The organism is Candidatus Nitrotoga sp. AM1P (assembly GCF_013168275.1).
Classification (GTDB): Bacteria; Pseudomonadota; Gammaproteobacteria; order Burkholderiales; family Gallionellaceae; genus Nitrotoga.
Genome location: NZ_AP019547.1, coordinates 423,110 through 448,533, shown reverse-complemented (window position 1 = coordinate 448,533; position 25,424 = coordinate 423,110). Strand labels below are relative to the sequence as shown.

Genomic DNA, 25,424 nt, shown 5'->3' with positions numbered 1-25,424 from the left:
CTTTCCACTTGCATACAGGTGGCATGCAGGAATATTAAACAGACAGCTTATGGGTCGTGACGCTTGGAGATTAGATATTGATTCAAACCGCGTTCGAGAGGTCGTTTGAACGCGGGAATAGAGTTGGCTAATGAGACAGACAGGTTTTAAAAAGTGGTCAGCTACGAAACATAAATCTCTACGAAAGCCGGTTTACCTTGGAATTGCTTACATCAACTCCCGCATGGCAAAACCGATCAACAAAGTGAGCGATGTTAAGCCTATGCCGAAACCAATCATGCGGCGGCGATTAAGCTGTGTCCAAAGTACGACGCCCGTTAATGACAGCAGGATAATGCTTCCCGCCAAAGTATCTGCGAGAAGAACCCAAGGTATGCCCACATTGTTGCCTTTGTGCAGATTGTTCAACGTACCAAATACATTTTGATCGCTACGCTTGACGGTGACGAAGGTATTACCGACCCAATATTCCGCTTGCAGGTTGCCTTGCGGCGAACTGAATGTAACCGTCCAGTGCGCCGGCTGTTTCAGGGTCTTATCACCCCATGCCACAGGCTTGGACGGTTCACTGCGCTCGCGCGAGGCAGGCCGATCAACCATCAATTCTTGTTGCAACCAGCTTGCCATTGCTTTCGAATTGGTCGGTGCAGGGGTCGGTAACGGAATTTGCAGTGTCGTTTCTTGAACTTGCGCAGCCGGTATTTTCAGCACGGTGCGGTGATTCAGCAAAATTCCGGTCACTCCAAAGAGCAAGCCTATGGCCGCGCCCCAAAGCCCGATCCAGCCATGGGTCTTGCGCAGCCATTTTAAAAAAATGGCACGCCGTGAACGAAGATCACGGTCTTTTGAATCAACCAGGACATTATCAGCGCCATTCGCTGCGCGGACATTGTGAGAAGTATTGAGTTGAACAATTGTCGTCATAAAGTTATTCAGAAAAATTCTTAGGGTGCACCCCACATGCGTATCAGGTTGTGATAACAACCAGTTAAATGGATACGCGCAGTTTCATCCGCATTGGCGGTATTCAGCCGTTGAATAGCGGTATCGAGATCGAACAGTAAAGTGCGCTGTCCATCATCAGCAATCAAACTTTGAACCCAGAAAAAACAGGCGGTACGCACACCGCGTGTTATCGGCGTCACTCGATGCAGGCTGGTAGCCGGATAAATCAGCAAATCACCTGCCGCGAATTTCGCATTGTGCATACCGTAAGTATCTTCAATCTGCAACTCACCCCCATCGTACTCATCGGGTGCAGAAAGAAATAAGGTGGCAGAGACATCAGTACGGATTTTTTCACCTGTGCCCGGTATCAACCGCATACCCCCATCGACATGACTACCAAAATACATGCCGCTTTCATATCGATTAAACATGGGTGGGTAAACCCGATTCGGCAGCGTAGCGCTGATGAAAAGCGGGTTGCGTTCGAGTTCGGCCAGAATCAAATCGCCTAACTCGTACGCAATAGGTGTGTTTTCCGCGATCTGCAAATTACGCTTGACCGGCGCGCCTTGATGGCCTGCCGTCACGCGACCATCAACCCATGCCTCCCCAGCAGCATCGAGCTTTTCTCGCACAAAGCGGACCTGTTCGACGCTCAATACCTTGGGGATTTGCACTAACATGGATCGCGGGCGCTGAGGTGTTTAAAAGCGATGAACAAAGGTTATCAGTGCAGTCCGTCCGCTTCCGGGTACCGCGCGCCCACCACCAGATGGAACCAGTGAGCTTATGTAATCCCTGTTGGTCAGATTAATCAGATTCAACCGGATATCGTTCTTAGGCAGGCGATAGGCAATCGTGCCATCCCAGCGAGTGTAGCCAGCGGCAGAAACAACATTGGTGTTACTGCCAAAGCGCGAGGACATATAGGTGGCTCCACCACCCGCTTCCCATTGTGGGGTCAATCTGTAAGTCGTCCATAACGTAGCCATGTCGCGTGGCGTATTGGCCAGATCTTTTCCTTGTGTATTTTCCAGCGCTGATGCTCTGACAATCGTGGGGTTAAGATGCGTATAGCCGCCCATGAGCTGCCAATCGCGTGTGATACGACCCGCTGCACCAAACTCAAAACCGGTGACGCGCACGTCCCCGTTAGAGATGTAGATCCCGGGCGACACTTGCGAGCGCGAATTGGTCTTTTCAATATCGAATAAGGCCGAGGTCAACGATAGATTGCCGCCCAGTATGTCCCACTTGGTACCGATTTCGTAGGAGCGACTTTTTTCAGGTTCTAAAGTTTGCGTACCCGCGGTCGCCGCCAGTGTTTCCAACGAGGGGTTAAAGGAGGTGCCATACGATGCATAGTACGATTGCACATTATCCGGCTGATAAATCACGCCGCCCCGTACGCTGGCGAAGCTCACGGTTTGATCCGCTCTCAGAAGCGGCGGGGTAGCGGTGCTGATGGTGTTGGTCAGGTCCGCCTTGAAGCGATCCCAGCGCACGCCGCCGACGACCTTCCATTGCTTGTTCAGTTCGATCGTGTCGTTGATATATGCGCCGACTTGAGTAGCGGATGCATCTGCCTCATTTCCGATCGTTTTCACGGAATTGGCCGGTACCGGAAGGTAGGCCGGATTGATCAGCGACACGACGGGCAGGTTGCTACGGGCCGTGGACTGAATGTTGGAGGTCTCGCGGCTGAGTGCGATACCGGCGATCATCGTATGCTTAAGGGTGCCGGTATCGAATTTTGCGATCAGATCGGTCTGATTGTTGAGCATTTGATTTTTGATCACGCGATCATGGCTGGTGAGCCTGACAGACAGTGCACTCAAGGGCAGCGCGGTAATATTTCCAAGGGCTGCAGTGGGGAGCGCGGTAAATACATTGCCGACCAGGGTGCCGACATTGGTCGGGCCACTTGTCAGTGCGTCAGTGTTGTAATGGCTGTATTGCAGCTGATTACGCAGTGTCATGTTCGAATTCAACTTGTGTTCGATGAGGCCACTCACAATAGCGGTATTTTGCAAGGTACGATCGTCTCTCAAACCGTAAAAAGTGTCGCGATTACCTTGAACCGGGCGACCATTGACGGCGGGAATACCATAATCCACCATGTCGTTGTTGTGGGAGAGAATCGCTGACAGCGTGATTTCAGTCTGCGTGCCGATTCCAAAACGCAGGGACGGTGCAATTCCAAAGTCTCTATTAACAATGACATCACGTGTCGTTTGCGCTTTTTGACCCATCATGACCACGCGGACCGCGGACGTATCCGACAATTTACGGTTAAAGTCTCCCGTTGAACGCACTCCCCCATTGGTGTCGATGGTGCCGGTAATTTGATTGGCATCGCCTAATTGCGGGCGCTTGCTGACCTGGTTGATCACGCCCCCGGTAGAGCCGCGCCCAAACAGCATGGATGATGGGCCTTTTAATACTTCGACCGATTCAAGATAGTAGGTATCGCGATAGTACTGGCCACTGTCACGCATCCCATTGAGATACATGTCGGTCCGCGCCGTAAAGCCGCGCAGGTTGATGTTGTTACCGATTTGTCCGCCCTCGGCGCCGCCTACGGTAATGCCGGGTACGTTGCGTAAAGCCTCCGACAACGAGGCGATGGCCTGAGAATCCATCAGGGCACGATTGACGACCGTGACTGTCTGCGGGAGATCGCGTAAGGGTGTCGGCGTTCTAAAACCTGCGAAAGAACTCGCTGCAAAATCGTCAGTCACCTTTTGACTGTTCACTTTAATTTCCGGCAACTGGGTGGCATCGACTGATTTATCGCTTTTGCCATCGTTTGTGGGGGTTTGGGCGAAGGCCGGGCTGTAGAGTTGTTGTAATGCCAACGCTACCAGTAATGCTGGTCGTGTTTTTTTGAATCTCATGAGTTCCCCTGTTCTTTAATAAATAAAAAAAGGTGGCTGGCTGGTGAGAAAACACGTGGCTGGCTTCCAGATTAAGTCAAATTACGACTAATTGAATGCTGATTATCGTTTGTATATAAACATTTAAATTGTTCTTTAATTCCTGCAGTGGTCGCAATAACTTTGCAAAGTTACAACGATTTGAACTTAGATATCGTAAGCTACATGAATCAATTTATAGAGTTCGTTGTTAAATCTGCGAGCCGTCCGTCTTGAATTCGTCGAAAATTAAGCGAGTCCCATCAAGCTTAACCTAGACGAATTTCAAACCTTTTAATGGCCGCGTATAAAGAATACAAACAAGAACAATTTGCATTCTACTTCAGCTTGACAGGATTGTAAATTTTTATGATGCCCCGTCTGTTCGACGGGGGCTAATGTGCTTTTTTGCTATCCGAAAAATCTAGAAATTAGCAATTAATGAAACTCTTGCAGCAATTGGTGACCCTGGCAAGATATTGTTGTTATTGTGAGCGGAAGCGTAATAATTTCTATCAAACAGGTTTTCGATATTCAACTGGGCCCGCAGATTTTTATCAATCTTGGCATATACGGCTGCATCCACCCGAGTGAAGCCCGGCAAGCGAACGGTATTGTCAGTCGAGGTGTACATAGCGCCACGATTTATAACACCAAGCCCCACACCCCATCTCGGATTGATGTCATACCGGTTCCATAATGAGAATGTGTTCTTTGGAAGCTCCGCCAGAACGGCCCCTTCTTTAGCAGCAGAAGATAGCGTATTGGTAATTACCCCATCCTGGTAAGTATATCCCCCCATGACGCTCCAAGCCGATGTAACTCGGCCGGCCAGACCTAACTCGAAGCCCTTATTACGCTGGCCACCGCCTAAATGAGAGATGGCTGCATTGTTTGGGTCTGGAATAATCACATTGGTACGATCCAACTGAAACAGGGCAGTAGTCAAAGCGAGGCCAGGACGGATATCCCACTTCGCTCCCACTTCCACATTTTTAAATTTTTCCGGTTCGAGCGCCGCATTGGTTACCGATAACGAAGTAAGCTGTTCACCGGCCCTTGGCACATATGACAAGCTATAACTGGTATAAATTGATACTGTCTCGATTGGCTTGTAAACCAATCCGGCTCTTGGTGAGAAGAAACTATCTTTAACATTTAGGGCAAGAGGATTAGCGGGGTTCTTATTGATAAAGTCCACCTCGATCCTATCGTAACGCACTCCGATAATTGCTTGTAATTGAGGCAATAATTTGATCTGGTCTTGCACATAAAGCGAGGTTTGCTTTGTAACACTATTATTGTCAGCGTCTGTAGCTGCTAACTTGTATGTGAGTGGATCTTTAGTAATTGGGTTGTTAATGGGTACGTTAACCGATGTGGCTGTATTGTTGAAGTATCCAGTATTACGCGTGCTATCTGTATCCTGATGGCCTATTTCGAGACCCACTACCAGATCATGCTTCACTTTACCTGTATTCAGGGAAAACAGAAGGTCTGTCTGGTTGAAGAAGTTATCACGCTTAGTTACATTGTTATAAGCCCCAATCGCTACCGTAGATGTAGTACCTTTAACTGTGGCACTTGGGTATACGTTCTCATAAAATTTATCTTGCGCAGCATATCGTGTACGGTTGCGAATCATTACTTCATCATTAAACTTATGCTCGATAAGCGCATTGACTGCCTTAAGTTCTGTGTTCGCATTGCTTCGATTGGGATCACCAAAAAACGTTGACGTATTGGTTTTTAAAGGACGTCCATCAAAGGACGGGATACCTCGATCGGCTGTGCGGTCATCTTTGAAATATTCTGCATTGAGTACTACTTTGGTGTTATCACTAGGCATGATCGTAACGGTAGGATTAATTCCGTATCGTTTCAAATCCACGCCATTACGAAAACTGCCCGAATTTTCATACATGGTATTGAGACGGACTGCGGCAACTTCATTCACGCCCTGACCAACATCCAGTGCCACGCGCTTGGCATCAAACGAACCCGCTTGTACCGTGAGTTCACGTATCTGGTTCCAGTCCGCTTCTTTAATCACCCGGTTGATTACGCCCCCGGAACCGCCCCGGCCAAAGATCATTCCATTGGGGCCCTTGAGCACTTCTACTCTTTCTATGTTATAGATATCGCGAAAGTACTGAACATCATCCCGTATGCCAGAAACAAAAAAGTCTGCTGTGGAGCGGTTACCCCGGAAAACCAAAGCATCCCGATTCCCTTCCCCTTGCGAAATCCCCATGCCTGGAACATAGCGCACTGTATCCGCCATGCTCTGTATAGCCTGATCTTTGATCATAGCCTGCGTCACAACAGATATAGATTGCGGTGTATCAAGCAGAGGGGTGTTTGTCTTGGTAGCAGTGGTGGTACTAGTTACTGTGTAACCAGTACTTGTGTTACTGGGACTACTTTTTGCAGAGACCGATATTACTGGCAGCGTAGTTTCACCGTCAGTTGGCTGCGCAGTTGCGGCACCCGCTAAAGTAGTAGTGGTTACTCCAAAACAGAATAACGCGCTATTCATCGCAATGACGAGTTTAGTTTGACGATGTCTACATGGAATCTGGATGCCATCATGTTTTTGCGCCATGGTAGCAACGCATTTAAGGTTACGGGTGTACATCATTAATGTTTCTCCAAATAAAATTTAATATCAAATCAAGAAATGTCTGGAACGTAATACATACTGGGATACGGGAAAAATTTGATGCCACCTACTTAAAATTAGTACATCCAAACAGTCGATACTGGATGAGCACTTCGTCCCCATGCAAAACACGGCATCACTGTGAATACTTAATTCGATCAAGCATAATTTTGCACTTATCGATACCAATCAGTGGAGCAATACCTAACTTGCTCTACTGTTAATCTATCTAATATTACAAGTGATAATAGTTCGCGATTCTATTCTCATATTTAATGAGATGCAAGATTTAGCCTTATTCAATGTGAATACCTTGATGCAGATCAAGGTATTGCTGGAGGAGGCAGTTGAAGTTACCTTACTCGATATCCAAGGCGGCGTACTGAACAGCGGTAATTTGACATATTCATACAGGATAACGCTGATCGGGCGGAAGAATCGTCTGAACAAACTACTGGCCGATAGCAACATTCGCCTCGGTGTGGAGGTCAGTGATTTGCACGGTCAGTCGGCAGCACCGTGGTCAAAACCGTCATCGCCGGGTAGCAACCTCGGAAGATACTCAAGCTTGTCAGTCAGTGACTCAAGGCAACTTGTGAGAAGCTGTTCGATGCGCTACAAGATAAACTTCCGATAACCATCGTTTCGTCCCCGACGAAATTAAAAGTATGCACCGTCATTTTCGTCGAACAAACTGATAACAGCGAATTTCCGCACATGGAAATAAGTATTTTATTAGGCAGGCAAAACCCTGATACCCAGAATTTAAAAATATAGCCCGCAATAATATTTCTACCTTAGATAGAAGTATGCTTCCCTTGAATCGTGTGAACTGTATGGTAGTCATCCAGCAAGCACAGCTAAAATGTGACAAGGTGCATCTCATTCAGGTGGAACTTAATGTAGAGCTGCTTCAGAATACTCGAGATTCGCACCAAGTCGCGTGCTGCCATTTTACAATGACTCCTGCGTAATGCCCTTGTGCATGTCGTACAAGGGCATTTCTTTACAGGAGACTTGCTGATGCGATGGATGATTAGATTTATTTTGAAAAACTAAACGTGACAGTATGGTTCTCGCTGAAATAGGCTTTACCCTCAAATTCCCCAGGATGGCTTTCTTTATACTTCGCTTCTGCGACATAAAGGCCAGGTTCCAGCAGTGAAAAATTTGTTTCACCATTTTCGTCTGTGCGTAAAGGTTTTTCCCATCCATTAGGTGCAATGAGAGTAATCTCAGCCTTAGCTAACGGCTTACCCATAAAAGTTAAGCGCAATTTGTTTGCATTTTGCTGTATATCCAACGGCAAATTACCCCCTTTTCCTTGCCGCGCATACAAAAAACCCCTTTGCGCAGGAGCGAGCTTATCCTGTGAGGTACGTATAGGTTGCTTAAGTGCTTGAACCAGTACCGTAGCTCCACCTGAGATTGCATAGTAATTGGTGCTGCGACTTGCAGTGACGGACTTTTCTGCTCCGGCTGCGTCAACAATGGTGACCATCGGAGTAACGATATTGTCGAGTTTGCCTGGTGAGGTTTCCCGTAGATTTTCACCATATTCTCCGAAATAAAGCTTGCTCACAGTAGCGCCACCTTCTAACCATAACATATGCGCGGCGGCATTAAGGCTAAGTACACTGCTTATAGCAGCGACGAGAATAATCAGTATAGATTTCATTAATGCTTTCCTTTTTAGAATTTTAATGTGCAAATTGAGTTGGATTAATTCTGGCTTACTTGATAGGGCAGATCACCGCTGGGCCGGGTTCATGACAGTTTTATAATTTCACTTTTCAATTCTATAGAACCTCCGGGCACAACCATATAATTTCTGGTGTCATTTAAAGATTGCTGGCAAGGTAAGCTGTTTACTTAAAAAGGATTAACTTTTCTTAAACCAAGCACTGCATCGAGGTATCCCTGCTCATTCAACAAAATGACAATGATGTTCGCTACTGGAAACTCTATGCCTGTGTAATCAAGGTTGTAAACCACGTTACAATCTGCCTTCGACACCTAAAAATCTATACATTCAACAGATTTATAATGCCCGTCGTCACATTGAGAATGATAATGTTTATTATTCTCAATGTAAATATAAACTTTTATTTTAATTCACATAAGTCACTTAGCTATTCAATGCTTTCGAACATCGCTAGGAATCGTTGGCGGCGGCACACCTTTCCATTAGGTGCCAGATTTATGCCAGCCGCGATGACTCCCATATTTAAGTAATCACAGGGTTTGTCATGCTGCACTTCGTTTTACATCTAAACTTTCCAAAAATAAAGACATGTAACCACCAAAATTCAACCTGTTCATAGGGATCTATCAATCAATATTCCATCAATACAGCTGTAATGGATATATGCGTTAACAGCATCAATTGATAATTATTATCAATTGCATTGACAAGTAAAATGATAATAGTTATTATTCGTACCTGTAAAATATTAAACAAATCGTACAAAAGGTGAATGCATGAACGCAATAGTAATTGGTGCGGATCGATTGGGAAATATTCCTGAACTGCTGTCTGATTGGAATATAAACATTACTCGTCATATTACCGGACGACATGTGGCACATCAGCGCAAACCGCATGGACTGCCTAGGAATACAGAGCTGTTGATATTATTTACAGATTTTCTGGGGCACAATGTGATGCGGCATTTTCGTAACTTGGCGCTAGTCCAAGGTATACCGTTTATTGCTTGCCGTCGATCTACAAGCTGTCTGGCACAGTCACTGGAGTGCTGCTTTAATAAAAAAATTGAAGAATCAAAATGTCCGAACTGTCCATTTCGACCTTGAATTTTTCTGCCCAATACCCACGCTACAAATGTATTTTCGACAATGTAATGAAAGCACGGGTTATGTCGTGTTGTTTGGTGAACTGAATTTTGGTGAGTTATCAAGCAAGCAGTAGATGAAAAAGCAATAGCCCAGACGCTTTTCACAAGCGTTCGCAGTAGCTATTAGATGCTCGTCGTAGTTGGGTTTTTAACCAGAAGTGTTTCCACAATAAACTGTAGCCCATTACACCTACAATTATCCGTAGAAAACCGTCCAGCTTAGATTATTTGAATAGAACTACGGGTGTAGCAGAAGACCTGTAGGTACAGCTCGAGTCGAATTCGATTGCCTGAGCAATTACGTTGCCCCACAAAACCAGTGTACAGCAAAACCGCACGCGGCTGGCGGAGCACCACCGATTTAATTCCGTTGCCGACAAACCCCACAGTCATGATGCACCAGCGAACTCTTTGGCATCATGCTGTGGGCGTAATATCAATAACAAGGAAAAAACCAATCAAACCCCAAATACTGATTAACTTACGAACTTACGTCTACTAAATCCAAGTCCAGCCAGACCGAGGCCAAGAAGGGCGAGGGTAGTAGGTTCGGGAACAGTGATTAGTTTAGGAGGGCCAGCTGTAAAAACAACCATATCTTGCGTATTGTTAGCCGCCAAATATGTGAGTGTGTAATTTCCTGTGCCTCCTGCACCCAGATTCTGCAGCCAGTCGTTGGCCATAACCCCATAGGCCGAATTCGCTGTATTACTATCCACCCTGAAGCCCGCGTCTGTCGTGCTGATGTGGTAGCGTCCTGATATGTCAGCTGTCCCGTAAGTGATCGCCCATACAGCTAATTGAAAGGCCGCTGACTCATTTTTAGTATCAACACTGCTATACACTTGATTGGCCAATTTCCCTAGATCACTCACTCTCGTCGTTCCGTCTGGAGTCCCCGAACGTAAAGAACTTAATGAAGCAGCAAGTTCAGTACCAGTGGCAACCGTATACGTAACATTGCCACCGATCAACCAATGGTAGATGTCAACGCACCACGTATTGAATTGACCGGTGCTGGAAAAATCATACGAATGATCTAACGATGTAAAGCTGTCACCGCCAATTCCAACGCCAACAGGAACCGTATTAGAGTTAGGGTTAGGAGCGACTGAACCATATTGATAACCAACAGCCCCGCTGCCAAAGTTTGCTGAGCCTGCAGATGTGACATTAATCGTCGCCGCTAGCGCTGAGTGACTCCCCATCACAACGCTCATTAAACTAACTGCTACTAAGATCTGTTTAGATTTCATTTTTATCCCCAATTTTAATGTTTTTTATTGTTCGCAATCCATTTATGCATTTATCATGCCATAATTTTTATTATATTTAAATTCAATTAATTATAAATTATTCTATTCATTACATTATCCATTTTGTAAAATTTCCTGACAAATATTGCTGCACTTACATTTGAGAAAAAGGAAAGATATTTTGCACTCCAAATAACAACATGAAAGCAAACCACTCAGGCGACAACTAGATTGACCGTTCCCGCCAGTCTCCACCAAGTGCTTTGAGCAAGGCTGCATTGGCGACCAAGCTTCGGCCAATGATATTGAGGCTGCGTATGTCCGCATCAAGCGCTGTTGCCTGTGCTGTGACGACATTCAAGTAGCTCACTGTTCCAGCTATGTACTGGTTATTAAAGAGAGTAACGGATTCCTGCGCAGATCGTCTTGCTTCAAGTTGTACCTTGGCTTCTTCACTCAGTATGCGTAGCGTAGAAAGATTGTCCTCAACTTCCTGAAATCCAGCCAGAACAATCTGGCGATAATCAGCAACGCTTTTGTCAAATAAAGCAATTGCCTGCTCTTTTTGTGATGATCGCAACCCCCCGTCAAACAATGTGGCCGCAATGGTCGGCCCCAAAGACCATACCCGCCTTGGCAAGGATATCAAATTGGATAGTAGTGAACTTTGATAGCCAGTTGAGGCGCCAAGTATGAGAGATGGAAAAAACGCAGCTTGGGTAACGCCAATCTGGGCATTTGCGGCCTGAACGCGACGTTCCGCTGCGGCAATATCGGGGCGCCGCTCCAGCAATTCTGACGGAAGGCCAGCAGGAAATTCTGGCAAATTTGGCAAGATTGAACTGGGTTTTAGAAAAAAATTGGACGGGGCTTTACCGATCAATACGGCGATCGCATGCTCAAACTGTGCCCTCTGCACACCCAGATCTATCGCCTGAGCTTGGGTAGACTTTAATTGTGTATCTGCTTGAACAACATCAGAACGTCCTGCAATGCCCGCTTCATAGCGATTTTGAGTAATTTGAAGCGACCGTTTATAGGCTATAGTTGTTTGCTCCAGTAATTTACGTTGTGCATCATTGATACGCAATTGAAAGTAAGTCTGTACCAACGTAGATTGAACACTTAGCAAGGCTGATTGCAGGTCTGCGGCACTGGCTTCAGCTGAAGCTTGATTTAATTCAACGGTGCGTCCTATTCGTCCCCACAAATCGACCTCCCAGCTGGCACTCATTAATAACCGATTCGTATTAGTAATCGCCGCGGTGGGATTACCTGGAATTGTTACCCCAGAATTGGTTGAACTTGTGCCTTGTCCCCGAGTATGAGCAAAATTGCCGGACACTGTAGGGAAATACCGTGCACGCGCAGCACCCAGAAGAGCGAGCGCCTGCCGGTATTGCGCTTCGGCACTCTGTATATTCTGGTTAGAAATTGATACTTGTTGTACAAGCGCATTTAGCTGGGTGTCACCATATACTTCCCACCATTTACCGCGCGGAGTGTGATCCCGAGGTTCTGCCAATTTCCAATGATTTGCTTCTTCCTTAAAAGTGGTTGGAGGTATGACAACAGTTTTTTTGTAGTCGGGTCCCACGGCACATCCGGCCAAGCTTAAAAATACCAGCACACAAATAATATTGTTAGTTTTTATCAACATAACTCCTGAAATCGTTATCAAGCCCTTTAAACTAGTCATAATTCTGTTCGCTGCGCAGTTTTCAGTGATCTAACTTGAGGCCGTTGCTTCCAGATTTTTGAACACCATAGCCGAAGTCGATCAAGGTATAAATAGACCACCGGGGTCGTATACAACGTTAACAGTTGACTTAAAATCAACCCACCCACAATAGATATTCCCAGTGGTTGGCGCAATTCAGCACCCATGCCCGAGCCCAAGGCGAGCGGCAGTGCGCCAAACAAGGCAGCCATGCTGGTCATCATTATTGGACGGAAACGTAATAGGCAAGCTTCATAAATCGCATCACGTGGACTCAAGCCACGTTGCCGTTCGGCTTCAAGCGCAAAGTCAATCATCAAGATCGCATTCTTTTTGACAATGCCAATTAGAAGGATGACGCCAATCAACGCGATAATACTAAAATCCATCTTGAACGCGAGCAGCGCTAGAATCGCCCCTACTCCCGCCGACGGTAGCGTCGAAAGAATGGTTATAGGATGAATGTAGCTCTCATAAAGCATACCGAGCACCAGATATACGGCAACCAACGCGGCCAGGATGAGCAAAGGCTGAGTGGCGAGCGACATCTGAAAAGCTTTAGCGGTTCCCTGAAAGCTGCCATGTACAGAAGTAGGCACGCCGATCTTCGTCATTGCATCCTCAATTGCCCGCGTAGCATCTGAAAGCGACACGCCGACCGGGAGGTTAAATGAGATTGTTGAAGCGGCAAACTGACCTTGGTGATTAATCGCCAGTGGCGTCGCCTTTTCTTCCCAGCGGGCAAATGCAGCCAGTGGCACTTGCAAGCCTCCGGGAGCAATGAAAAACACGTCTTTCAGTGCTTCCGGGCTCTGTAAATATTGCGGAGCAGCTTCCATAACTACTCGATACTGGTTCAATGGGTTATATATCGTTGATACCTGGCGCTGACCGAATAAATCGTTCAATGTTGTATCGATCAGCCGCTGTGTCAATCCTAGCCGTGCAGTCGCATCACGGTCAATGATCAGCGAGGTCTGCACACCCTTGTTTTGTTGGTCGGTGTTGACATCCGTAAGTTGCGGCAACGAGCGTAATTCTTGGCGAATGCGGGGTTCCCAGGTACGCAATTCATCAATTCCATCTGCCTGGAGTGTGTATTGGTATTGCGCGTTACCGGCACGACCACCGACGCTAATGTCCTGGACCGACTGCAGAAACAGGTTGGCACCAGGTTCATGGCCAAGCTTGCTGCGCAACCGGGCGATCACCTTATCAGCGGATATCTGACGTTCAGCCAAAGGCTTTAGTCCAACGAACATTCGCCCAGTATTGACTTGCCCTCCCCCAGTAAAACCTACGACGCTATCCACCGCAGGATCTTGGCTGACAATATTGACAAAAGTAGCAAGTTTGTCTCGCATAGCTTGGAAAGAAATGCTTTGATCTGCCTGAATGGCTCCCGTCAGACGGCCGGTATCCTGCTGCGGGAAAAAGCCCTTGGGTATGACCGTGTAAAGATAAATATTAAGGCAAACTGTTGCCAGAAGTACGAGTAGCATGATGCGACCGTGAACGAGTGCCCAATCAAGCGATACTCGGTAACCGTTCAATAGCGCATTGAAGATGCGCTCATTTACCCGATAAAAATGTCCTTGTGATGACTCTGATCGTGGACGCAATAGCCGTGCACACATCATGGGTGTAACAGTCAGCGAGACAACCAGGGATACTAGAATGGCTGCCGATAGCGTAATAGCAAATTCTCGAAACAGTCGCCCGACGACACCGCCCATTAACAAAATCGGTATGAATACAGCGATCAAAGACAGACTCATTGATAATACCGTGAAGCTCACCTCACGTGCCCCTTGAACAGCCGCTTTAAATGGCGAAAGACCGTTCTCGATGTGGCGAGAAATGTTTTCCAGCATCACCACAGCATCGTCCACTACAAATCCAGTACCGACGGTCAAAGCCATAAGCGAAATATTGTTCAGGCTAAAACCGGCCAGATACATCACACCAAAGGTACCGATCAGCGATACTGAAACCGCAACGCTTGGGATGAGCGCAGCCCGGACGTCGCGCAGAAACAGGAATACAACCAATACCACCAGGACGATTGAAATCAAAAGAGTGTGTTCGACTGCCTGCAACGATGCGCGAATGGTCGGCGTGCGGTCCGACGCCACTGACAGGGTCATTGCCGCTGGTATAGAAGCACGCAATAGCGGCAATAATTTCTTCACCTGATCTACCGTTTCAATGATATTGGCGCCCGGCTGGCGATTCAGGATCAACATCACGGCCGGTTTACCATTGACCAGCCCGGCATTTCGGATATCCTGTACTGAATCCTCTACCTGAGCAATGTCGGCAAGACGGACGGGGGCGCCGTTACGATAAGCTACGATTGTCGGAAGATATTCAGCAGCCGTTTTGGCCTGATCGTTAGCCAGTATCTGCCAGCGTCGGTCCTCGTTCTCAAGCGAGCCTTTAGGTCTATTAGCGTTGGTGGCGACAATCGCAGCACGTACCTCCTCTACGCCTATGCCATACTTGTTCAGGACATTCGGGTTAAGTGACACGCGCACCGCAGGTAGTGAACTGCCCCCTACGGTCACCAACCCAATTCCTTTCAGTTGGGATATTTTTTGAGCGAGGATAGTCGATGCCGCATCGTACATCTGCCCTCGACTCATTGATTCTGAGGTAAGAGAAAGAATCATAATCGGCGCATCGGCCGGATTAACTTTACGGTAGAGTGGGTTGCTGGGCAAACCAGTGGGTAATAGATTCCGCGTCGCGTTCATTGCCGCCTGAACATCACGCGCAGCACCATCGATATTCCGATCAAGATCGAATTGCAAAGTGATTCGGGTTGAACCAAGCGAACTAGACGAGGTAATCTCGGTGACCCCCGCGATGAGACCAAGCGATCGTTCGAGCGGTGTAGCCACCGTGGCAGCCATTGTTTCTGGACTGGCCCCCGGCAGTGTTGCCTGCACCGAGATTGTTGGAAAATCAACTTGTGGCAAGGCCGCTACAGGAAGCAATGTAAATGCAATTACCCCCGATAATACGATACCCAATGCTAATAGCGTCGTGGCAACCGGGCGATTTATAAAGATCTCAGATAGACTCATGGCAGCAAGATGGTGTTACACCTCAGATACGGTTGGCAGCTGAGGGGATGATTTAAAGCGTTGCGCCCACTGATCAAAGGCAAGGTAAATAACCGGCGTTGTAAATAGAGTCAGCACCTGACTTACCAGCAATCCTCCCACCATCGTGATACCCAGAGGATGGCGCAATTCGGACCCAACGCCGGTGCCGAGCATCAATGGAAGCGCAGCAAGCAAGGCACACATGGTCGTCATCAGAATCGGCCGAAAACGTAACAGGCAAGCTTCGTAGATTGCCTCACGTGGTGTTTTGCCGTGATTTCGCTCTGCATCCAGCGCGAAATCGATCATCATAATGGCATTTTTCTTAACGATGCCAATTAGCAAAATGATACCGATAATGCCGATTACTCCAAGATCGGTGCGCGACAGCAACAGTGCTAATAATGCCCCGACGCCAGCGGAAGGAAGGGTGGATAGAATGGTGACCGGGTGAATATAACTCTCATAGAGTATCCCCAGAACAATATACATTGTAATAATTGCCGCAAGAATCAGTAGCAACATGTTGCTCAGAGAAGCCTGAAACGCCAGAGCAGCTCCTTGAAAACTGGTTTGAACACTAACAGGCAGTCCAATTTCTTGTTCCGCAGCACGAATAGCCTTCACTGCGTTACCCAACGACGCGCCAGGCGCCAAGTTAAAAGAAATAGTGGCGGCGGGAAACTGATCGATATGGTTGATAGACAGCGGTGTCGCACGTTCTGAAATACGAGCAATCGACGATAACGGCACCTGACTACCATTAAGCGATACGATGTAAATTCCATTCAGAGCCTCGGGCCCTCGCTGAGAGTCAGGCTTAACTTCCAGCACGACGCGATACAGGCTGGATTGGGTAAATATGGTCGAGATAAGTCGTTGGCCAAAGGCGTTGTATAACGTGTTATCTATTGCCGCAGGCGTAATGCCAAGTCGACCAGCGGTATCGCGGTCGATCTCGACGTAGGCCTGTAAGCCTTGGTCTTGAACATCGCTGTCAACATCAATCAGTTCCGGCAATTTGCGTAGACGCTCCAGCAATTTGGGTGCCCATTCGGCCAACTCGACCGGATTGGCGTCTTCGACACTGAACTGGTATTGAGTGCTACTTACCCGTGTCTCAATAGTTAGATCCTGCACCGGTTGCATGTACATCTCTATCCCCGGCACCTCTGCCAGACTGTGTTGCAGGCGACGAATCACGCCAGTGGCGTCAATGTTGCGAGCGCTCTTTGGTTTGAGGTTAATCAGCATGCGGCCACTGTTTAGCGTGGCATTCGTGCCATCAACGCCGATGAAGGACGACAAACTCTCCACCGCAGGATCTTTCAGCACAACCTGAGCGAGTGCCTGTTGTCGTTCGGCCATCGCCGCGAAAGAAACAGACTGAGGGGCTTGGGTCATACCTTGAATCACCCCAGTGTCCTGCACCGGAAAAAAACCTTTGGGCACGAACATATAGAGCAGTACGGTAAGAACCAATGTGGCTCCCGCTACCAGCAACGTAGCTAACTGACGGTCAAGCACCCAGTTGAGCATGCCCCCATAACGCGCAATCACCCTATCGAAAAAAACGCCACTCTTACGGTAAAACCAACCCTGCTCGGCAGCAGGTATATGTCGCAACAATTTGGCACACATCATCGGCGTGAGGGTAAGCGATACAACGGCAGAAATCAGAATCGCCACCGCCAATGTGATAGCGAATTCGCGGAACAGCCGGCCGACTACATCTCCCATGAACAGCAGCGGAATCAACACAGCGATTAGCGAAAAGGTCAACGAAATAATGGTAAAGCTTATTTGCTCGGCGCCCTTGAGCGCCGCTTGCAAGGGCGAATCGCCAGCCTCGATATAACGCATGATATTCTCGATCATTACTATTGCGTCATCCACCACAAATCCCGTAGCAATTGTGAGCGCCATCAGCGTCAAATTATTGATACTGAAACCAGCCAGATACATCACGCCAAAAGTGCCGATAAGCGAGAGCGGCACGGCAATGCCGGGGATGATGGTGGCGTACACGTTACGTAAAAACAGAAAGATGACCATCACCACCAGCACGACAGAAAGCATCAATTCGAAACGGACATCTTCCACCGAGGCGCGAATCGTAGTAGTTCGATCAGTGAGAATCTTGACATTAATAGATCCAGGTAATGTAGCTTGCAGTTGCGGCAAAAGCTTCTGGATGCGATTCACCGTTTCAATGACATTGGCTCCAGGTTGACGCCGAATATTCAGGATCACAGCTCGAGTTTGATCAGCCCAGGCCGCAAGGTGTGTGTTCTCGGCTCCATCAATGGTCTCGGCAATATCACTTAAACGAATCGGAGCGCCATTACGCCAAGCGATAATAAGATTTCGGTATTCTTCGGCTGACTTAAGTTGGTCGTTGGCGTCCAGGGTTGAAGCCCGAGCCGCGCCATCAAAACTTCCTTTCGCAATGTTTACATTGGCATTTCCGATCGCAATGCGAATATCGTCGAGGTTTAGACCATTTGCAGCAAGTGATTTGGGATTAGCCTGGATACGAACCGCAGGCCGTTGACCGCCGCCAATACTAACCAGACCGACGCCAGGCAGCTGCGAAAGTTTCTGCGCCAAGCGTGTATCTACTAAGTCTTGCACTTTCGGCAGCGGTAGCGTTTCGGACGTAATCGCCAGCGTAACGATAGGTGCATCAGCGGGATTGACCTTGCTGTAAATTGGCGGCATCGGTAAATCAGTAGGCAGGAAAGAAGTAGCCGCGTTAATCGCTGCCTGCACTCCCTGTTCGGCAACATCAAGGCTAAGATCGAGTCCAAACTGCAGAGTAATAACTGAAGCGCCGCCTGAGCTGCTGGAAGACATCTGGTTCAGACCGGGCATTTGACCGAACTGACGCTCCAATGGTGCGGTAATTGAGGATGTTGTGACGTCCGGACTAGCACCGGGGTAAAAAGTAGTCACTTGAATAGTCGGGTAATCAACCTCCGGCAAAGCTGAAACTGGCAATAAACGATAGGCCAGCATGCCTGACAACAGAATGGCGACCATTAGCAGTGATGTTGCAACTGGCCGGATAATAAACAGACGTGAAGGGTTCATACCCCACCTTTGCTCTCAGCTGCGGGGTTACGCCCATTTTGGCGCCTCTCACCTTGAGGCCTCTCACCTCGAGATCTATCACCTTGAGATCTATCACCTCGAGGAGAGCCTTTGCTTTCTCCGCCCTTTTCACCAGGGAAATTTATCTCCACTTTTGCGCCCGGACGCAGCTTGTCCGCACCGTCGATTACTACTTTCTCGCCAGGAACCAAACCCTTCTCGACCGCCATAATATTGCCTGAAATTGGTCCGAGCACGACAGGTCGCATGCTCACTGTTTTGCTCTCATCCACCACATAGAAAAAGGTTCCCTGCGTGCCACGCTGGGATGCTGAAGTCGGAACTACAGTCACTCCGTGGCGAGTTTCGATGCGCAAGTGGACATTGACAAACTGATTCGGGAAAAGAGCATTGTCAGAATTGGTGAATTCGGCCTTAAGCTTGACAGTTCCCGTTGTGGCATCAATCTGATTGTCAATTGTCAGCAACGTACCAATCGCCAACTTATTTTTATTATCACGATCCCAAGCTTCGACTGTCAGCTGTTGATTATCCTGAAGTTTATTTATCACTGCAGTAAGATTATCCGAAGGAATTGAGAAAATGACAGTAATCGGCTGAGTCTGAGTAATAACGACCAAACCACCCGTATCCGTGGCGCGAACCATATTACCGGTGTCAACCAAACGCAGCCCAAGCCGACCAGCAATCGGGGCCGTAACGCGAGTGAAAGCAAGCTGTAGTTTAGCGTTATCCACCAGAGCCCTGTCCGTTTTCACCCCTCCCTCATATTGTCTTACCAGCGCTTCCTGCGCGTCGACCTGTTGCTTAGCGATAGAATCTTTCGCCAACAGGCCACGATAACGAGCTTGATCAAGCCGCGCATTAGCCAGTAACGCCTGATCCCGCATTAACTGTCCGTTCGCTTGATCAAGTTGCGACTGGAAAGAGCGTGGATCAATTTCTGCAAGTAAATCTCCAATCTTCACAACTTGACCTTCACGAAAAGCAACTCGAACAAGCTGGCCGTCGACGCGAGGTTTAACCGTTACAGTGTTGCGTGCGGTAACAGTGCCCAATGCGTTAATCATCACATCGATATCACCTGTCCGGGCGATTGCAACTGTCACCGGCACGGGTCGGTTTGCACCATCCCTGCCACCACGTCCCATTGGCGGCGTTTCCGTTGGCGTTTGCTTTTCCTGCTTCCCATATAATAAAAAGGTCGCAAGTACTCCGGCGATCACTAAAACCCCGACCGTAATCCAAATGGCTTTATTCTTCATTCAGTTTTCCTACCGTTAATTTGATGCATTTTTGGTTGCCTTTAAACTATAACAACAGCAAAACCTTCAACGTGCCAATTTAAATAACGTATGTGTTTGGGTGAACAGAATGCTGGTTTTGACGAAATATTCAAGCCAGCATGCCATGTGTATATTTCAATCCATCTGGCCTACCAACCTTTGTTGAAAGCTTTTGATATAGATTAATATCTGCTTATTGTATGCATCACCTAGTTAATATTTTTATTATATAGCATTGAGAAAGTAGAGAATATGCTTGAACTGTAAGAAAAATATTCATTTTAAGGGAAAATTTGTAACAATTTGTTTCACCCACGGAGCACCTACACAATTCTTTACAGTTCAAATTTAATCATGTCCACCATGGACAACATATGCTATTGCAACCAGCTTGCTATTGCTTTCGAATTGGTCGGTGCAGAGATCGATAACGGAATTTGCAATGTCGTTTCTTGAACTTGTACAGCCGGAATTTTCAGGACGGTGCATGCCCAACACGGAATGAATTTGAAGGCGATTTGAATTTCAAATGAGAAATAAATTTGAACAACTAAAATTCAGAAGTAATCCTGATGCAATGCATGCATGGTGATCGACATGGAAGAAATACGGCGGTGAAATTTAATGTAGGGCGGATTCAAAACCCAACCACAAAAGTTAATATGTAGTTGCACTAGCTCAGACTTGATCTGACAGTTATCGAATTTTTAGGGTGGCTGTCAGATAAAATCCAGATTACTAAACTTCATTTTTCCAAGCTGGATCCGCCACATCGGGCCAATTATCCTTATCGAATCCCGGCGCATTTTCAAGTTGATCTTTTTCTACATTAAGTATGAAACGCTTGTTTGTCGTATCTAGTGTCAACGCACCCCATGGCACTGCGAAAAGTTTTTCTCCTATGCCAAGAATACCGCCATAGGACAATACTGCATAAACGATTTTACCGCTCTCCATGTCCAGCATGATTTCCTTGATGTCACCCAGATCTTCTTCTATTTGATTATAGACATCATTTCCAATAAGCGTATTTATCCCCATCAATTGGGAACCAGGCCCATCACCACTGTTTTTGTTTATCTCATCGGTATCATTATCTTCATAACTCATAATTTATCTCCAGTAGAAATTTTTGCTTAAGAAATGTTTGCTATGCATTCGCTCATTTAATATTGTTAATGCATTCTGCGCCATAATCGCTTCAGCTGCTTTTTTTAAGGTCATTCTTAAGATCACCAAAGCCAGCTTGGGCTTTACCGATGTTCTTTTGAATATTTCCTTTTATTTCCAGATTTTTGTCATCAGTGATTTTGCCGGCGACTTCCTTAACTTTACCTTTAATTTCTTCAATACGGCCTTTAACTTGATCTTTGTTCATAAAAATCTCCTGAAAATTGATTGCCAATATGGCGGGAATATCCGCGCCTGAATATTACGTGAAATATTAAACTCGGACAGTGCGGTACCGTACTTAATCCAATATTTATTAACCATCAAAAATCGTTCCATACAGTTGATTAATTGCTGGAATGGACGTCAAATCATGAACAAAAACCTCACCGCCATTTTAGACATAATAACCAGCATGTTGAGTACCTTAACATAGGGACGCATCTGCTCAGGACAAACCAACTTTTAGATGGCCATCTCTTTTGCTCATCTTGCACTTACCTAAGAGTTATCCACTGCAAATCACATAAAGCCGATTAAATGTTATAAAGTAATATGTATAAATAACAAAATCCTTATATTTAGAGGAATGCATAGTTATTACATCAATCAATCTAAAATTCTATCCAAATCAATAAAATTAAATAAAGTCAATGTAATAAGCAGGCTTATCAAGTTAAATGACCTCCGGCAATGCCAGAGGTTTAATTAAAATTGTCCGTTGCAGACTAACAAGGAGATTGCATGAAGGGAATGTGTGGTTGGTTCGGTGGCAAGAAAGATTCTATGCTTGCTAAGGAAATAACCGATGCCATGGTAGATGCTATGACTGACGAAAAAAGCGACTCGATGCAGGCGCTTTATGGTTATTGTGAGGGAATAGCAGCTTGGTCAAAATTTGACCAAGCAAGTTGCCATGAAGAAGGCTCACTTAAGGTAGCTATTATCGGTAATGTATATTGGGGAAACAATGAGTTAAATGAGCTTGCGCAAGAAAAAACTTCAGCGGCTGCAGTGGCTAAAGCATACTCCAGATCAGGAAAAACATTTCTTGAGGATATGCATGGAGCTTTTTGCGTTGCCATTATTGACGCACAGGAAGGTACGGCCCTTGTCGCCATTGATCGATTGGGTATTTACTCCAGTTGCTATGCCGCACCATGCGACCATTTTATTTTCGCTACCAGCACAAATGGGGTAGTCGCTCATCCCAATATAGAGCGAGTAATTGATCCTCAATCGATCTTTAATTATTTATTTTTTCATTCAGTTCCTTCTCCCGGAAGTATATATAAAAATGTACGCAAGCTACTGCCCGGGCAGTATGCGCTATTCCAAAATGGGAAAATTGAAACGAATTTTTATTGGCACCTGGAATATGCTGACTCAGGTCAAAGCCACTTTATACAACGCCAAGAAACCCTTAAGAAATTGCTGCAAACCGCCCTGAAAAGGTCAGTCACCGATGAGCAAGTAGGCGCTTTTCTAAGTGGTGGTACGGACAGTTCTACTATTGCAGGGGTACTCGCCCAATCCTCCACTAAGCCAGCAAATACCTTTTCTATTGGATTTGCAGCCGAAGGCTACGATGAAATGGAGTTTGCACGCATTACGAGCAAGCATTTTGGCACCCATGCTCACGAATACTATGTCACGGCACAAGATGTCGTCGATACGATCCCGCTGATTGCCCAAGCCTACGACGAACCCTTTGGAAATGCATCGGCAGTCCCTGCCTATTGTTGTGCTAAATTAGCCAAAGAACAAGGCATTAGGCTGATGCTGGCGGGGGACGGCGGGGACGAAATTTTTGGCGGAAACACGCGCTATGCCAAACAAAAAATATTCGAAGCGTATTCTCTTGTACCTGCAATGCTACGGCATAGCATAGTGGAGCCTGTTATGTCTGGCATGCCGGGCATAGAACATATCCCATTATTGAGAAAGTTAAAAAGCTACATCGCGCAAGCTCAAATTCCCTTACCAGATCGGTTGGAAACTTATAATTTTTTACATCGCGCTTCGCCGAGCGAGATTTTCACTGCTGACTTTCTGGCTCAAGTGAATCACCAAGAACCGAACGCAATGCTGCGAGCAGAATATGGCCGTACCGATTCCACTTCCTCTATCAATCGCCTCCTTAATCTGGATCTAAAGTTTACCTTGGCCGACAATGACTTGCGCAAGGTGAACCGAATGTGTGAATTGGCGGGTGTAGCAGTTCATTACCCTCTGTTGGATGAGGATATTGTCACGTTTGCAGCGCAACTTCCCCCTTCTCTTAAAGTAAAAGGGTTGAAGCTCAGATACTTTTTCAAGGAAGCGCTCAAAGATTTTTTGCCCCAGGAAACTCTCACCAAAAGCAAGCAAGGATTTGGTTTGCCTTTTGGCGTCTGGATGCAAACCTATCGTCCACTGCAAGAGTTGACCTATGACAGTTTGAAGTCATTGCGAAGACGTGGTTATATCAAGCCAGAATACCTTGACGCGTTGATTGAACAACACCGCTCGGGACATGCAGCTTATTACGGCGTTATGATTTGGGTGCTGATGATGCTGGAGCAATGGTTGCAGCATCATGAAAGCTAGGGAATGTAAGCAAAACTTGCAGTCCGGCTACCTGCATAGACATGGAATTACTCTACCTTTCACAACTAAGGCAATCAGCCCTAAAAGACTGTTCTATCACATTAAGAGCAATAAATTAAAATCGATCATGCTGGCTCTCTAAATGGCCAGCACGAAACGAAATGCCTGATGTTAAAAAGATACGACTCCCGGTAGATGGGATTTAGGTATACGAACATAAATAGCATTTCCCGATATTAACGATGCTTTTCAATTCCTATTCATTCCTGCTGCTGTTTTTGCCTGTGACGGCGATTGTTTTTTTCCGTTTAGGTGCCTATAGCCGACAGCTTGCCGCTGCCTGGTTGGGTGCCGCTTCCCTGTTTTTTTATGGATACTGGAACCTCGCCTATGTAGGATTGCTACTGGCTTCGATCTTTTTCAATTATGGAATAGGTTACGCTCTCGCTCGGGAACACGAGAAAGATCGAAATCGACGTAAAAATTTTATTCTAACGGCCGGTATTGTTGCTGATTTGCTGCTCTTGGGTTACTACAAGTACGCCAATTTCTTTCTTGATACAACCAACCGTATTTTAGATACGGGCTGGACTCTGCAGGACATACTCTTGCCATTGGGTATTTCATTTTTCACTTTCACACAAATTGCTTTTCTAGTGGATGCTTGGTCGGGCAAAGCGCGGGAATACAATTTCATCCACTACCTGTTGTTTGTCACTTATTTTCCACATCTGATCGCCGGCCCGGTGCTGCATCATAAAGAAATGATGCCCCAATTCGCTCGCCCCGAGACATATCGTTTTTCCTGGGACAATATGACCATCGGTCTGACCATCTTCACGATAGGCTTGTTCAAAAAATCTGTATTGGCCGATGGCGTATCACCCTATGCCAATGTCGCCTTTCATGCTGCCGATATGGGAGAAAAGCTGGATTTACTGGCCTCATGGGGTGGTGCTTTGGCTTATACCGCACAGTTGTATTTCGATTTTTCCGGCTATTCAGATATGGCCATTGGACTTTCGAGGATGTTTGGCATCGTGCTACCGCTGAATTTCAATTCACCCTACAAGGCAACCAATATTATTGATTTTTGGCGCCGTTGGCATATGACCCTGTCACGTTTTTTGCGGGATTATCTATATATCCCCTTAGGAGGCAATCGCAGAGGTCCCATGCGGCGGCAGATTAATCTAATAGTTACCATGCTTTTGGGCGGTTTGTGGCACGGAGCGTCCTGGAATTTTGTGTTATGGGGCGGACTGCACGGTTTGTATTTGGCCATAAACCATGGTTGGCGTTCCCTATGCAAAAGGTATTTTCCAGATCTCGGAAATACAGGGATTTGGGGCAAACTGACAGCATGGGCCTTCACTTTTATTGCCGTTGTAGTGGCCTGGGTATTCTTTCGTGCAACCACGCTTGAAGGTGCGTTGAACATGCTTTCCGGCATGATCGGATTGCATGGCATCAGTTTACCGACAGTATTTCAATCGAAGTTGGGTGGTGCAGCGAGCATACTGGAAAGTCTGAACATACATTTTTCTCTCGGAGGCGGCAGTCGTTTCATATTTACTTGGGGATGGGTTATCTGCCTGTTAACCATCGCTCTGTTTCTGCCGAATACCCAGGAACTAATGCGCCGCCATTCCCCCGGGCTCGATTTCGATCCAGTAGCAGTTACAGCACGATTGGAATGGAGAACAACCATTGCTTGGGGATTGGCGATGGCAATACTTGCAGTAACTGGTGTACTTTCACTATCTCAAGCTACGCAATTCCTCTATTACCAGTTCTAA

16 protein-coding genes are annotated in these 25,424 nt (G+C 46.7%); 4 read left to right on the top strand and 12 right to left on the bottom strand.

The window, feature by feature from the left end; all coding sequences use genetic code 11:
- Positions 1 to 207 precede the first annotated feature (207 nt).
- The 4 genes from W01_RS02015 to W01_RS02000 all read right to left on the bottom strand — a co-directional run bounded on the left by W01_RS02015 (position 208) and on the right by W01_RS02000 (position 6,504).
- Positions 208 to 924, bottom strand: a complete 717-nt coding sequence (locus W01_RS02015) for a PepSY-associated TM helix domain-containing protein (RefSeq protein WP_173051969.1) — start codon at positions 922 to 924, stop codon at positions 208 to 210.
- Positions 925 to 944: 20 nt separating this feature from the next.
- Entirely contained in the window at positions 945 to 1,631 is a 687-nt protein-coding gene (locus W01_RS02010; RefSeq protein WP_173051968.1) for a Fe2+-dependent dioxygenase, read from the bottom strand.
- Between the two features lie 21 nt (positions 1,632 to 1,652).
- A complete protein-coding gene (locus tag W01_RS02005; protein ID WP_173051967.1) occupies positions 1,653 to 3,845 on the bottom strand; it encodes a TonB-dependent receptor in 2,193 nt (730 codons plus the stop codon).
- A gap of 442 nt (positions 3,846 to 4,287) precedes the next feature.
- Positions 4,288 to 6,504, bottom strand: a complete 2,217-nt coding sequence (locus W01_RS02000) for a TonB-dependent receptor (protein ID WP_242007012.1) — start codon at positions 6,502 to 6,504, stop codon at positions 4,288 to 4,290.
- 301 nt (positions 6,505 to 6,805) lie between these two features.
- Here W01_RS02000 and W01_RS01995 point away from each other — a divergent pair, with 301 nt between their 5' ends.
- Positions 6,806 to 7,162: a hypothetical protein gene (locus W01_RS01995; RefSeq protein WP_173051966.1), complete on the top strand. Its 357-nt coding sequence runs from the start codon at positions 6,806 to 6,808 to the stop codon at positions 7,160 to 7,162.
- 405 nt (positions 7,163 to 7,567) lie between these two features.
- On the opposite strand, the gene W01_RS01990 is transcribed toward W01_RS01995, so the two are convergent.
- The gene (locus W01_RS01990; protein WP_173051965.1) at positions 7,568 to 8,203 is read right to left on the bottom strand and encodes a DUF4198 domain-containing protein; all 636 of its coding nucleotides are present in this window, start codon (positions 8,201 to 8,203) and stop codon (positions 7,568 to 7,570) included.
- A gap of 803 nt (positions 8,204 to 9,006) precedes the next feature.
- Between W01_RS01990 and W01_RS01985 the strand changes: the two genes are divergently transcribed.
- Entirely contained in the window at positions 9,007 to 9,339 is a 333-nt protein-coding gene (locus W01_RS01985; protein WP_173051964.1) for a DUF2325 domain-containing protein, read from the top strand.
- Between the two features lie 517 nt (positions 9,340 to 9,856).
- Here the strand turns inward: W01_RS01985 and W01_RS01980 are convergent.
- The 7 genes from W01_RS01980 to W01_RS01950 form a co-directional block, all read right to left on the bottom strand.
- Complete coding sequence (locus W01_RS01980) at positions 9,857 to 10,636, bottom strand: PEP-CTERM sorting domain-containing protein (RefSeq protein ID WP_173051963.1); 780 nt, start codon at positions 10,634 to 10,636, stop codon at positions 9,857 to 9,859.
- Between the two features lie 226 nt (positions 10,637 to 10,862).
- Positions 10,863 to 12,296, bottom strand: coding sequence for an efflux transporter outer membrane subunit (locus W01_RS01975; protein WP_173051962.1), 1,434 nt, complete (start codon positions 12,294 to 12,296; stop codon positions 10,863 to 10,865).
- Positions 12,297 to 12,331: 35 nt separating this feature from the next.
- Complete coding sequence (locus tag W01_RS01970) at positions 12,332 to 15,445, bottom strand: multidrug efflux RND transporter permease subunit (RefSeq protein ID WP_173051961.1); 3,114 nt, start codon at positions 15,443 to 15,445, stop codon at positions 12,332 to 12,334.
- A gap of 15 nt (positions 15,446 to 15,460) precedes the next feature.
- The gene (locus W01_RS01965; RefSeq protein WP_173051960.1) at positions 15,461 to 18,559 is read right to left on the bottom strand and encodes an MdtB/MuxB family multidrug efflux RND transporter permease subunit; all 3,099 of its coding nucleotides are present in this window, start codon (positions 18,557 to 18,559) and stop codon (positions 15,461 to 15,463) included.
- Positions 18,556 to 19,845 (bottom strand): MdtA/MuxA family multidrug efflux RND transporter periplasmic adaptor subunit, encoded by a 1,290-nt coding sequence (locus W01_RS01960; protein ID WP_173051959.1) that lies wholly within the window; start codon positions 19,843 to 19,845, stop codon positions 18,556 to 18,558. The genes W01_RS01965 and W01_RS01960 overlap by 4 nt, the downstream gene beginning before the upstream one ends.
- A gap of 759 nt (positions 19,846 to 20,604) precedes the next feature.
- Positions 20,605 to 20,976, bottom strand: a complete 372-nt coding sequence (locus tag W01_RS01955) for a PRC-barrel domain-containing protein (RefSeq protein WP_173051958.1) — start codon at positions 20,974 to 20,976, stop codon at positions 20,605 to 20,607.
- Positions 20,977 to 21,067: 91 nt separating this feature from the next.
- Positions 21,068 to 21,244 carry a CsbD family protein gene (locus W01_RS01950; protein ID WP_173051957.1) on the bottom strand — a complete coding sequence of 59 codons (177 nt, stop codon included), beginning with the start codon at positions 21,242 to 21,244 and terminating at the stop codon, positions 21,068 to 21,070.
- A gap of 536 nt (positions 21,245 to 21,780) precedes the next feature.
- Here W01_RS01950 and W01_RS01945 point away from each other — a divergent pair.
- Complete coding sequence (locus W01_RS01945) at positions 21,781 to 23,625, top strand: asparagine synthetase B family protein (RefSeq protein ID WP_173051956.1); 1,845 nt, start codon at positions 21,781 to 21,783, stop codon at positions 23,623 to 23,625.
- Between the two features lie 242 nt (positions 23,626 to 23,867).
- The gene (locus W01_RS01940) at positions 23,868 to 25,424 is read left to right on the top strand and encodes an MBOAT family O-acyltransferase (protein ID WP_173051955.1); all 1,557 of its coding nucleotides are present in this window, start codon (positions 23,868 to 23,870) and stop codon (positions 25,422 to 25,424) included.